This window comes from Shewanella sp. MEBiC00475, from assembly GCF_005234075.1.
GTDB classification, from domain to species: domain Bacteria; phylum Pseudomonadota; class Gammaproteobacteria; order Enterobacterales; family Shewanellaceae; genus Shewanella; species Shewanella polaris.
Window position 1 is genome coordinate 2,494,072 of the sequence record NZ_CP039928.1, and the last position, 13,287, is coordinate 2,507,358.

At 41.9% G+C, this 13,287-nt stretch carries 10 protein-coding genes; 3 read left to right on the forward strand and 7 right to left on the reverse strand.

What is annotated here, in order from left to right:
• Positions 1-241: 241 nt before the first annotated feature.
• On the forward strand, positions 242-2,839 hold the full coding sequence (gene acnB, locus FCN25_RS11075) for a bifunctional aconitate hydratase 2/2-methylisocitrate dehydratase (RefSeq protein ID WP_137224725.1): 2,598 nt from the start codon (positions 242-244) through the stop codon (positions 2,837-2,839).
• A 315-nt stretch (positions 2,840-3,154) separates the two neighbouring features.
• Here acnB and FCN25_RS11080 read toward each other — a convergent pair whose 3' ends face one another.
• The 7 genes from FCN25_RS11080 to priA form a co-directional block, all read right to left on the reverse strand.
• Positions 3,155-3,376 (reverse strand): hypothetical protein, encoded by a 222-nt coding sequence (locus tag FCN25_RS11080; protein ID WP_137224727.1) that lies wholly within the window; start codon positions 3,374-3,376, stop codon positions 3,155-3,157.
• Between the two features lie 126 nt (positions 3,377-3,502).
• Complete coding sequence (locus FCN25_RS11085; RefSeq protein ID WP_137224730.1) at positions 3,503-3,889, reverse strand: gamma-butyrobetaine hydroxylase-like domain-containing protein; 387 nt, start codon at positions 3,887-3,889, stop codon at positions 3,503-3,505.
• A 144-nt stretch (positions 3,890-4,033) separates the two neighbouring features.
• Positions 4,034-5,359 carry an HslU--HslV peptidase ATPase subunit gene (gene hslU, locus FCN25_RS11090; RefSeq protein ID WP_137224732.1) on the reverse strand — a complete coding sequence of 442 codons (1,326 nt, stop codon included), beginning with the start codon at positions 5,357-5,359 and terminating at the stop codon, positions 4,034-4,036.
• Positions 5,360-5,384: 25 nt separating this feature from the next.
• Positions 5,385-5,909, reverse strand: a complete 525-nt coding sequence (gene hslV, locus FCN25_RS11095; RefSeq protein ID WP_137224734.1) for an ATP-dependent protease subunit HslV — start codon at positions 5,907-5,909, stop codon at positions 5,385-5,387.
• A gap of 170 nt (positions 5,910-6,079) precedes the next feature.
• Entirely contained in the window at positions 6,080-6,682 is a 603-nt protein-coding gene (locus tag FCN25_RS11100; RefSeq protein ID WP_254693775.1) for an SPOR domain-containing protein, read from the reverse strand.
• Complete coding sequence (argS, locus tag FCN25_RS11105) at positions 6,682-8,427, reverse strand: arginine--tRNA ligase (RefSeq protein ID WP_137224738.1); 1,746 nt, start codon at positions 8,425-8,427, stop codon at positions 6,682-6,684. The genes FCN25_RS11100 and argS overlap by 1 nt, the downstream gene beginning before the upstream one ends.
• A gap of 181 nt (positions 8,428-8,608) precedes the next feature.
• Positions 8,609-10,804 (reverse strand): primosomal protein N', encoded by a 2,196-nt coding sequence (priA, locus tag FCN25_RS11110; RefSeq protein WP_137224740.1) that lies wholly within the window; start codon positions 10,802-10,804, stop codon positions 8,609-8,611.
• A gap of 81 nt (positions 10,805-10,885) precedes the next feature.
• Between priA and FCN25_RS11115 the strand changes: the two genes are divergently transcribed.
• Together FCN25_RS11115 and FCN25_RS11120 are read left to right on the forward strand one after the other, a co-directional pair.
• Complete coding sequence (locus FCN25_RS11115) at positions 10,886-11,719, forward strand: FimV/HubP family polar landmark protein (protein WP_137224742.1); 834 nt, start codon at positions 10,886-10,888, stop codon at positions 11,717-11,719.
• A gap of 288 nt (positions 11,720-12,007) precedes the next feature.
• Entirely contained in the window at positions 12,008-13,264 is a 1,257-nt protein-coding gene (locus FCN25_RS11120) for a FimV/HubP family polar landmark protein (protein ID WP_137224744.1), read from the forward strand.
• Positions 13,265-13,287 lie beyond the last annotated feature (23 nt).

The window sequence follows — 13,287 nt, forward strand, 5'->3', positions numbered from 1 at the left end:
TGTTTTTTAGGCTGTTTCAAACTATTGTCTAATTTTAATTTATTTAACTTCCCGCTAAATTGATTGTTAGGTTGATAAATCGCGTTGATTTCATACCGCTAATAGTGTGAGCTGATTCATACTTTTATAAAGCTGTAGTATACTGGTGGTCGGATTTCAAGCCCGAACCAGTGGAATTATCAGCGTAATCATAATGACGTTGAGTTTCGCCGTTAGGCGTCAAACAAAGAGGAATGTTGCCGTGCTAAAAGCATATCGTAAACACGTCGCAGAACGTGCTGCAGAGGGTGTAGTCCCTAAGCCATTAAATGCACAACAAGTGGCTGAACTGGTTAAGTTATTTGAAACACCACCAGCAGGTGAAGAGGCATTCATCCTCGACTTGCTCGAAAATCGTATTCCACCAGGAGTAGATGAAGCTGCCTATGTAAAGGCTGCTTTCCTTGATGCTGTCGCTAAAGGCACAGTGTCATCTCCAATATTAAGCACAGAACACGCTGTTAAACTGCTTGGCACTATGCAAGGCGGTTACAACATTGAGCCGTTAATCGACCAACTAGACAATGCTAAATTGGCACCTTTAGCCGTTACAGCACTGTCTAATACCTTGTTGATGTTTGATTCATACCACGATGTTGTTGAAAAAATGCAAGCGGGTAATGATTTTGCTAAGCAAGTGGTTGATGCTTGGGCCAATGCAGATTGGTTCTTAAATCGTCCAAAATTGACTGACAAAGTTACATTAACTGTTTTCAAGGTGTCTGGTGAAACCAACACTGATGATTTGTCTCCTGCGCCAGATGCATGGTCTCGTCCAGATATTCCACTACACGCATTAGCAATGTTAAAAAATGCGCGTGACGGTATTGTGCCTGATGAATCAGGTGTTGTGGGTCCAATCAAAGAAATCGAAGCGTTAAAAGGTAAAGGTCATCCTTTAGTTTACGTTGGTGATGTTGTCGGTACGGGTTCTTCACGTAAATCTGCCACTAACTCAGTGTTATGGTTTATGGGTGATGACATTCCTTTTGTTCCTAACAAGCGTGCTGGTGGCTTCTGTCTAGGTAACAAAATTGCGCCTATTTTCTTCAACACCATGGAAGATGCAGGTGCATTACCGATCGAACTAAACGTTGATAAAATGGATACCGGTGATGTTATCGATATCTACCCTTATGAAGGTGTTGTTAAACGTGGTGGCACTGATGAAGTCATCTCTACGTTCGAATTAAAAACTGAAGTATTGTTAGATGAAGTTCGTGCTGGTGGTCGTATTCCGTTGATCATTGGTCGTGGCCTTACTGACCGTGCGCGTGAAACCTTAGGTCTTGAAGCATCGAAAGTATTCGTTCGTCCACAAGATATCGCCGCTTCTGATAAAGGTTTTACTTTAGCTCAGAAAATGGTTGGTAAAGCATGTGGCGTATCAGGTGTTCGTCCTGGTCAATACTGCGAACCTAAGATGACTTCTGTTGGTTCACAAGACACTACCGGCCCTATGACACGTGATGAGTTAAAAGACTTAGCATGTTTAGGCTTTAGTGCTGATTTAACCATGCAGTCATTCTGTCACACTGCGGCTTATCCAAAGCCTGTTGATGTTACGACTCACCACACACTACCGGATTTCATTATGAACCGTGGTGGTGTTGCTTTACGTCCAGGTGACGGGGTTATTCACTCGTGGTTAAACCGTATGTTATTACCCGATACCGTAGGTACTGGTGGTGATTCACATACTCGTTTCCCTATTGGTATTTCATTTCCAGCCGGTTCTGGTTTAGTGGCATTTGCTGCTGCAACAGGTGTTATGCCTCTTGATATGCCTGAGTCAGTGCTAGTGCGCTTTAAAGGCGAAATGCAACCTGGTATTACCTTACGTGATTTAGTCCATGCTATCCCATTAAAAGCAATTGAAATGGGTCTGCTAACGGTTGAGAAGAAAGGCAAAATCAACGCTTTCTCTGGCCGCGTATTAGAAATCGAAGGTCTTGAACAGCTTAAAGTTGAACAAGCATTCGAATTATCTGATGCATCTGCTGAGCGTTCAGCGGCAGGTTGTAGCATTAAGCTAGACAAAGAGCCTATCATTGAATACCTCACTTCGAACATCGTAATGTTGAAGTGGATGATTGCTGAAGGTTATGGCGATCGTCGTACTATTGAACGTCGTATTAAAGCGATGGAAGAATGGATTGCTAACCCAGAGTTGATGAAAGCTGATAAAGATGCAGAATATGCTGAAATTATCGAAATCGACTTAAACGACATCAAAGAGCCAATCCTTTGTGCACCAAACGATCCTGATGATGCAGTATTATTATCAAGCGTTGCACAAACTAAGATTGACGAAGTGTTTGTTGGTTCTTGTATGACTAACATCGGTCACTTCCGTGCGACCGGTAAGATGTTAGAAAAGTTTGCTACAACATTACCGACTCGTTTATGGATTGCACCACCAACTAAGATGGACCGCGATCAATTAACTGAAGAAGGTTACTACGCCATCTTCGGTCGTGTTGGTGCTCGCATTGAGATCCCTGGTTGTTCTCTATGTATGGGTAACCAAGCACGTGTTGCAGAAGGTGCTACTGTAGTATCAACTTCTACACGTAACTTCCCTAACCGTTTAGGTACTGGTGCAAACGTCTACTTAGCATCAGCTGAGTTAGCAGCAGTAGCAGCGCTATTGGGTCGTTTACCTTCAGTTGAAGAGTATCAAAACTACGCTAAAGAATTAGATGCAACTGCAGCTGATACTTACCGTTACTTGAACTTCGATCAAATCGATTCTTACACTAAGAAAGCCGATAGCGTGATTTTTCAATCTGCTGTATAAGCTTGAACTAGTTAATAGTTGATCAAAAATGCCAGCAGAAATGCTGGCATTTTTATTGGTGTAAAATCATGTTGTTGGTAACTTATTTTTAGACAAAAGTGTATTTAAGATATGGCCGCAGGCCATATCTTAAAAAAGTTTTTGGCCTGTGCAGGGTGGAACCTTGCGATGTTAATCTGGTGTGGGTGAAGCGCCACGACGTTAGTGGCCGCAGGCCATTGTTAAAAATAATGAATATTAAATATTCATCGATAATTAACCATACCCATTATTTAAAAATGCCAGCAAAATAGCTGGCATTTATAGTAGAGTCATTTAACGTTTTCGAATAATGACCACATCCTTTCTAAGAACGTTATCAACATTAACGACGCGATATGCCGCTGGTTTAACAACGACCACTTTAGTTACTGCCGTCTTATTCGTCAGAGCTTTGGCATGTCCATGGTGAAATAGTGGGGCGCAAGCACTCAAGCTTATCATTGCGAATCCCACCAATAGCATTTTAATCACCGGAAATTGAATTGACTTTTTCATACACACCTCGGTACAAGTGAAGGTTACTACTTAATATAATCTTCTCAATGTCAATTGCCGATCGTGATGCGTAAAGTTATGCAAATATGGTGTTGAAATGAACGTCTATCGTTAAAAAGTAACGAATTATGAATACTTAATATTCATATCAATCAACGCTTCTCTTGAACCCTTTTCCGCACGCAATCTTGCTAAATACTGTTGCCATAATTCAGCCTGATTACTGCACAAGTTATAAAGCACTTGCCAAGAATACAAGCCTGTATCATGGCCATCATCAAAGGTGATTTTTACCGCGTAGTGGCCGACAGGTTCGAGTGCTTTAATATTAACGGCTTTCTTATGAGTCACTAATATTGGGTCGCCATGACGCTGTACTTCTGCAGAGGGCGAGAACACCCGCAGCATTTCACAACTAATGTTGTAAGTCTGGTCGTTGTCGAAAGTCACTTCGAGTAACTTAGATTGGCGTTTAAGTTTAACGCCAGTCACGTTAGGTGTTGCTTGTGTCATTGGATCACCTATAAAAAAAGGATTAACGCTAAATCGCAGATTATCATCATACGCTCGTTAATCCCATTTTTGTTATACCAGTTCGTGATATCCGCTGGCGATTTCTAATGGCCATTTATCTGACATAAATGGCCATTGAATCGATTATAAAATAAAGCGGCTTAGATCTTCATCTTGTACCAAGGTATCTAGATGGTCGTTGACATAATCTGCGTCAATTATATAAGTTGAACCTGATTTTTCAGAAGCATCATAGGAAATATCTTCCATTAATTTTTCCATCACGGTATGCAACCGGCGAGCACCAATATTTTCAGTACGCTCGTTCACTTGCCATGCGGCTTCTGCAATGCGATCAATACCCGACTCAGTAAACTCTATAGTCACACCTTCAGTGTTCATTAGTGCAATACTCTGCTCAGTGAGTGAGGCAAATGGCTCTGTGAGAATACGCTTAAAATCGGCAGCGGTAAGGGCGTCTAATTCAACACGAATAGGTAAACGACCTTGAAGCTCTGGAATTAAATCTGAGGGTTTAGACATCTGGAATGCACCAGAAGCAATAAACAGAATATGGTCGGTTTTCACCATGCCGTGTTTAGTGGTTACGGTACAACCTTCCACTAATGGCAATAAGTCACGTTGTACCCCTTCACGAGATACATCGGGGCCTGAACTTTCGCCGCGCTTACAAATTTTGTCAATTTCGTCTAAAAACACAATACCATTTTGTTCAACTAGCTCGATGGCTTGTTCTTTTAAGTCTTCTTGATTGACTAATTTTGCCGCTTCATCTTCAACTAACTGCTTATAAGCATCTTTAATTTTAAGTTTTTTACGCTTAGACGTGCTCTGACCTAGATTTTGAAATAAACCTTGTAGCTGATTGGTCATTTCTTCCATGCCTGGAGGCGACATAATTTCTACGCCAATCTGAGGCGCAGCAACGTCGATTTCGATTTCTTTATCGTCTAACTGGCCTTCACGCAATTTTTTACGGAAAACCTGACGGGTGGTTGAGTCGTCTTTTTTGTCGGTTTCCCAGTCATCTTTTGGTTTTGGCAATAAGGCATCTAAAATGCGTTCTTCTGCCATTTCTTCGGCGCGATGACGGCACTTTTTCATTTGCTGTTCGCGGGTCATTTTTACCGCTGACTCAGTCAAATCTCGGATGATTTGTTCAACTTCTTTGCCCACATAACCGACTTCAGTAAATTTGGTGGCTTCGACTTTAATAAAGGGTGCGTTAGCTAATTTAGCTAAGCGACGCGCTATTTCAGTTTTACCGACACCAGTAGGGCCTATCATTAGAATGTTTTTCGGCGTGACTTCATGACGAAGCTCGGGCTCTAATTGCATGCGGCGCCAGCGATTTCGAAGCGCGACTGCAACTGAGCGTTTAGCATTTTGTTGGCCGATGATATGCGAATCTAGTTCGTGAACAATTTCACGAGGTGTCATTTCAGACATAACGGTTCCTTTCTTTACGCTCGAATTAGTAGTCTAACTTTTCGATAGTTTTAAATTGGTTGGTAAATACACAAATATCGCCAGCAATCGTTAATGATTTTTCGGCAATCTCTTCTGCGCTTAATTCGGTATTTTGCAGTAATGCTAAAGCTGATGCATGGGCATAGTTTCCGCCAGAACCAATCGCAATTAAGTCATGTTCTGGTTCAACCACGTCACCATTACCGGTAATAATTAATGATGTTTCAGGGTCAGCAACGACCAGCATAGCTTCGAGCTTTCGTAGCATTTTGTCGGTACGCCAATCTTTGGCAAGTTCTACGGCAGATTTTAATAGATGGCCTTGATGCATTTCGAGCTTGGCTTCAAAAAGCTCAAAAAGAGTAAATGCATCGGCGGTACCGCCAGCAAAACCAGCTAATACTTTGTTGTGGTAAAGGCGACGCACTTTACGCGCATTACCTTTCATTACGGTATTGCCTAAAGACACTTGGCCATCACCAGCGATGACAACTTGATTATTACGACGTACAGATACGATAGTAGTCACGGTAAATCCTCTTAACTAATACATCAACGGGGTCATTAGGGTGAATGCAATTGTTGATTGTTAAAAAGGATATGGGGTCAAAATGGCAGATATCAAGCGATGCTTAATAAAAAGCCCTGTTCAAAAGAACAGGGCGATGTGATTTATGCATTACGACTATAATAGATTGTTTATTCCCATAACCAAATGAGACAACCATTTAAACCTGCGCTCTGCATTTTATGACGATTGGTTTCGGCTTCACGCTTGTTTGGGTATGGCCCTAACACCACGCGATACCATACGCCATTGGTTCCTTCACTGCGACGCACTTGCGCCTCTGCACCTTGGAAGGCAATTCTGGCTTTCATTTCATTTGCTTGTGATTCTTGCCTAAATGAGCCACATTGCATTTGATAGATGCCGCTAGACACTACACCAGACTGAGGCACGTCGACTTCAACTTGCATATTTTCAAGTTCTTTTAAATAAGTCCATTCTTCCTGCGGTTTCGGTGGTAATGCATTTGGATCTTTCTTTACGGTTTTTTTCGGTGCTTCAGCGACCACAGCTTGTGTTGTTTTCTGCTTCGGTTGTTGAACCGGTTCCGTTGTGGCTGATGAGTCTGAGCTGCCATTAATGGACCATAAAAAATAGCCAAAACCGATGATCAATGTGAGTACCACAAAAACAGCCAGATATGGAAAAGAGCGCTTAGGGGCTTTTTTCCGTTGTGGCGCGCGGGCTTTAGTACCCGAGCGAGGTTTGCGATTTGCGTAGTCACGACTCATGATTACATCCGCTCTAGGGTTTCAATGCCGAGTAGCGACAAACCCGTTTTTAAGGTTTTGGCAGTGAGTTGCGACAGTAATAAACGGCTCTGCTTTTGCGCTTCTGATTCGGCAGCAAGCACTGGACAAGCTTCATAGAAACTTGAAAACTCACTCGCAAGTTCATAAAGGTAACCACACAATACATGAGGTAAACCCTTGTCGGTCATGCGGGTTAATACTTCACCAAATTGTGCCAATTTTGTGCCTAAGTCTTTTTCTTTTTCATGTTCGAGCACAATCTTAGCTTGGCTAAGATCAATATCTGCTGCACGTTTGAAAATACCTGCCACGCGGGTGTAGGCGTAAAGTAAGTAAGGGGCAGTATTACCTTCAAAACTTAACATCTGTTCAAAACTGAAAATATAATCACTGGTTCGGTTTTTAGATAGATCGGCATACTTAACAGAGCTGATACCAACTACGCGAGCGATTTCAGTCAGTGTTTCTTGGTCCATATCTGGGTTTTTACTGCGAACCAGTTCAAGTGCGCGAACATCGGCTTCGTCAAGTAAATCAACTAATTTAACCACACCGCCTGAACGGGTTTTAAATGGACGACCATCTTCACCATTCATGGTGCCAAAGCCAGTGTGCTCCAGCAACATTTCAGGGCGAACAAATTTAGCCAATTTGGCAAGGCTAAACACTTGTTGGAAGTGTAAGGCTTGACGTAAATCGACAAAGTACATGGCGCGATCGGCTTTTAATACGTTTGAGCGGTAACGCATGGCGGCAAGATCTGACGTTGCATATAAGTAGCCACCATCCGCTTTTTGAATGATAACCGGTAGAGGCTCACCTTCTTTGGTGCGATATGCTTCTTGGAATACCACTTTAGCGCCATTGCTTTCACTTAACAGGCCTTGGGCGTCTAAATCTTTAACCACTTGAGCTAGGTCGGCATTGTAGGCGCTTTCGCCATGAACATCGGCGCGGGTTAAGCTAACCCCTAAACGCTTATATACATCATGACAATGGCTTAAAGAAATGTCGTTAAATTCGCGCCATAATTTATTACAGTATTCATCACCTGATTGAAGCGCGACGACTAACTGACGGGCACGCGTAGCGAATTCGGCCGATTCGTCAAAACGTACTTTAGCGGCACGATAAAAACTCTCTAGGTCAGATAATTCCATCTTGGCTTGTTCGCCATTGGCAGCACGTAACTCTTCCATTAACGCCAGTAGCATACCAAATTGAGTACCCCAGTCACCTACGTGGTTTTGACGAATGACGTTATGACCTAAATATTCAAGTGCGCGCACTACGCTGTCACCAATGATGGTTGAGCGTAAGTGGCCTACGTGCATTTCTTTGGCTAAGTTTGGCGAAGAATAATCGACAACGATGGTTTGTTTTGCGGGTAATACCACACCTAAATGGTCATCGTTAAGTGCTTGTTGTAGCTGGTTGGCTAGCGCATTGTCATCGATAAAAAAGTTAATAAAACCTGGGCCAGCGATTTCTACTTTGGCCACATAAGATGATGCAGGTAAGGTGTCGATGATCAGTTGTGCTAATTCGCGCGGGTTCTTTTTCGCTACTTTGGTCAGCATCATTGCAAGGTTAGTCGCTAAGTCACCATGACTTTTATCTTTAGTGCGATCGACCTGAATGCGAGCTTGAAAATCAGCCGGCACAATTCCTTGTTGTTTGAAGGATTCGATGGTTTGTTCTAGTAAAGATTCAATATGTGATTTCATGGGCGTTTGCTTGCACTAATTCGTTAAATGAATGACATGACGGAACCGCATATTTTAGCCGTTTATGGGGGGTAATTGCTATCTGCTTTAGCGGAAATATCGGTTTTTTATGCTGAATATTAATCTAAGTGAAGTTTATGGCAGCTTTAAGCTTGATTGGCTTGCCCGTAATACGGCTTCATTACATTAAATCCTGCGGATCACGATCGATATTCCAACGGCATTTTTTACCTTCCGGTATTTGCTCTATTTGGCCTAATACTTGTTCAAATTCGGTTTGGAGACGTTGACGGCTTTTAGCTTGGAGTATTAATTGGCGTCGGTATTTTCCTGCTTTTCGATCAAGAGGGGCTGGAATTGGGCCAATTACTTCAAAGTCTTTATCTTGTGGCAATAGCTCACTGGCGCGTGCTAGAAAAGCATCGGCATCTTCAGCTAAATGTGCTTCTGCACGAATTAATACCATGTGCCATGCGGGCGGTAATAATGCTTGCTGACGCTCTTTTAGCTGACTACGAGCAAACTCACCGTAACCGCGTTTCAATAAATCACGTAAAATGGGGTTATCACTTTGATGGGTTTGTAATAGCACTTTGCCGGGTTTGTCAGCTCGACCTGCACGGCCTGATACTTGGGTGTATAGCTGCCCAAAACGTTCAGGGGCACGAAAATCTGCACTGAACAATGCGCCATCTACATCAAGTAAGCCGACTAAGGTGACATCTGGGAAGTGGTGGCCTTTGGCTAACATTTGGGTTCCAACCAGAATTTTATATTTCCCCATATGAATACCTTGCAATTGCTGCTCGAGTGAACCTTTGCGACGAGTTGTATCGCGGTCAATACGGACAACAGGATAATTGGGAAATAACTTTATTAATTCAAGTTCCAGCTGTTCGGTACCTAAACCATGACCCATTAACATGGTGCTGCCGCATTCGTGGCATTGGCGTGGGATAGCGTATTGATTGCCGCAATGATGGCAACAAATTTCATTTAATCCTTGATGTACGGTGAAAAATGCATCGCAACGGTCGCATTCATGCAAATGACCGCACTCATGGCAAAGCAAAGCAGGGGCAAATCCACGACGGTTTAAAAACAGCAGCACCTGATTCCCCGCGTCAAGATGCATGCGCATTTCGTTAATTAATGATGTCGACAAGCCTGCTTTAAGTGGCTGCGAAGTAATATCGATAATACCTTGCTTAACTTTTTGGGCTGCACCTGCTCGTTCACTGAGTTCAAGGTGGTGATAACGTCCAGATAGTGCATTTTGTAAGGTTTCTAAAGATGGAGTCGCTGAACCTAATACCACTTGAATATCTTCAAGATGACCGCGCATAACTGCTAGGTCTCTTGCGTGATAACGCACCCCTTCTTGTTGTTTAAAGCTACTGTCATGCTCTTCGTCGAGAATAATTAATCCAGGAAAGGCCATAGGAGTGAAAAGTGCTGAACGAGTGCCTATGATAATGGCCGCTTCACCCACACGAGCTTGGCGCCAAGCCTCAAGTCGTTGGTTGTCGGTTAGTCCTGAATGGATCACGGCAACATTAACTTCGAAGCGACGTTTGAAACGATTAATAGTTTGCGGCGTTAAACCTATTTCAGGCACGAGGATCAGTGCTTGCTTACCTTGTTTTAAAATGGTCTCAAGCAAGGTTAGGTAGACTTCGGTTTTGCCCGAGCCAGTAATGCCTTCTAATAAGGTGCAATGGAATCCTTGCTGTTGAGTGAGCACAGCAACAGCGACAGCTTGCTGTTTGTTGAGCTTATGAGGTGACTCATTCATGACCAACTGTTGACGCCAACTTAAATCATGGCTGAGTGGTTTTTGTTGCCGCTCAATCCATTGTTTTTGCTCTAAAGCTTTTAGCGCTGGTTTGCTTAATGCCTGAGTGGTGAAGTTATCTTGGGTAATGGGCCCAGCAAGCAATAGCTCGTAAAGTTTTTTCTGTGCCGGAGCTCGTTTGAGTACGCTTGAATCTGCACTGCGTCCTTGCTGGCTTAAATGGTATTCAATCACTGCTTGCGGCGCTGCTTCAAGCCCTTTTCTTAATGCAACAGGTAGCGCTTGGCTGAGCATTTGTCCTTGAGATGTAAAGTAGTATCTGGCTGCCCATAATGTTAATTTGTATAGCGAGTCAGGTAACAATGGGGCATCATCTAATACAGCGGTAACCGATTTTATTTGTTGTGGTGCTAAGTCACAGCTATCGGTGATAGCGGTAATTAAGCCGATGAGTTGTTGTGGTCCAAAAGGGACTTTAACTCGAAGACCAATTTGTAATCCCGTTTGCTGTTCGTCTTTTACGCGATAACTAAAGTTTCTGCGTAATGGAACGGGTAAGGCAACTTCAACAAACACGGGCATAAGACTTCATCATTTTCAATTTTATAGTGGATTGTGGATTAGTTTACCTCTAAGTGTCATCAAAGAGATAGGGCAACATATATGCGTAAAGGACTTATTGAGGTCATCATCTTAGTCTTTGGATTATTGGGTTATGTGACGGCGGCAATGGCTCAAGTGAATCATGTCAGTATCAATAGTCGTCAGTTTGATTTGAATAGTGTACCGCAATTAAAGGTGAATATTGTGGCACAAAATGATGATGTGTCACGGTTAGAATTTTATATTCGCCAGTTAGATGATGGCCAATTTCAACAGCAAAAATTAAGCGTACAGAGTATTAACCGATTTTTACTACAACTAAATGGCACCGATGTCATTAATGATAGTAATGCACAGCTGATTATTACCGAAGCTACTGCCGCAGGAGCTATTACGTTAGCGGCAATCGCCTTATTTGATGCCCCCTACTCGGTGAATAGTGCAACCTTAGTATCTAATGTTGATACGCCTCGAGTATTGCCAGTAACAAAAGACACCGCTAGTACTGCTAGTGCAAAAACTAGTGTAAAAGCATCCCAAAGACGCCAAGTTGATGGCCGTTTAGATCAGCCGTCATCATTATCAGATATACAATCTGCTCCATCCCAAGCCGAATCATCTCAACAGGTGGGATGTTTGCTTGAACGAGATAATAGTGACACATTATGGCGTATCGCTAACCGTTACAAAGAACAATGGCATACTAGTGTTTATGGTGCGATGTTAGCAATATTTGAGACTAACCTACTGGCTTTTTCCAAGCAAAAAATTCACTTATTATTAAAAGATGTTCCGTTGCATTGCCCATCAACTGCTATTTTGTCTGAATACAACAATAAAGGGGTAGATAGAAAAGTATTTGAGGTTATTGAAGCAAAGCATGCGGCTAAATAAGGTTTTTTATCGTAATTAATGATAAACAGTAGTACTTAACTGGGTATTTACTTTTGTTTATCAGTAATTAGTTGCAGCTAGTTATGTTAGTTTATATAGTTGCGACGGTTAATACTTATTATTTCGCTCGATGAGAAGATTAAAAAAGTAAACAATAATAATAAATTACCACCTGATGAGCTTAGCTTTAGCATTTTATTTGTCAGTGTATAAGTGCATTTAACATCATTATTTTTCAGCGCGTTTTGCGCTGTGCTGAAGCGGTTTATAATCGAAAGGATTGATTTAATGAAAAGCTTTAAAGTGCTAGCAATATTAGCATTATTGGCAGTTGATAGTATTTCAATGGTCATTGCACAAGTCAGTCATATCAGTATTGATACTATTCCATTTGAAAGCGGACAATCTCCTCGGTTAACCGTGAATATTATAACCGATCAGCATGACTTATCGCGACTGACATTTTATTTACGCCAAATTTACCAAGATAATATTGTGTTAGAAAAGCTTGAGGTTGAACAGCGTGATGGTGATGTCTTTGTATTAAGCGGTACTGAAAAAATACGCGATAAAGATGCGGCGCTCATTGTTTCTGAATACCGTAATGCTAAATGGTTACAATATTCACCAGTACCTTTATTTACCCACCCAATGACTCAGAGCCAACATCAACCAGTCGCAATTAAAACAATGAAGTCAGCTTCGGCATTGTCGACTTCTATATCAACACCAATAAGTCGCAAGGCTAGTGCTATACCTCAGTTAACGACAACACAAAAAAATCTGAATGATTGTAATATCAATCAGTTGCCTAATGATACTTTGTGGAAAATAGCAGTACGTTATCGTAAACAATGGAATTCAAACATTTATGGTGCAATGCTTGCGCTTTATCAAACGAATCCATCAGCATTTTATCAAAATAAAATTAGTTTCCTGGAATTAGGTAGCTCGTTACGCTGTCCATCAATGGCGACTATTTCGCGCTATCAAAATGTCGCTGTAGATAAGATTACATTCGAAAATTTAGTGGCGAGCCAACGCGGTGAGCCCCAAGTAGTATCAACGCAGACTCCACTAATAAATGCACCCGTTCCCGCTATTTTGCCAGTATCAAATAATGGCTCAATGAATGATATGGACAGTAAAAAATCTGAAAGTAATGAGTTATTGGCAGCTATTCATGAAACGAAAATGTCGCCTCAGCCAGTGCCAATCAAGAATATAGCCAAGACATCTATACCGATTAAAATAGATACACAGACTTATGGGCAAGATAAAATCTGCTTAATTGATAAATCTCCACAAGATACGTTATGGCGAGTTGCCGATCGTTATTATCAACAATGGAAAATCAGTCGATATGGCGCAATGCTCGCGATTTATGATGCAAATCCGAACGCATTTGTGAATAATAAAATTTACTTACTGATGTCTGATAGCCGTTTGAAGTGCCCATCCAACCAAATATTAATGCAATACCAGAATCCCTCTAAAGCCCAAGAAACTTATGAAGCGTTAGAACGTTTACAGCGGAAATTGTAGTATCGTTTAGAAATTCTACTTGT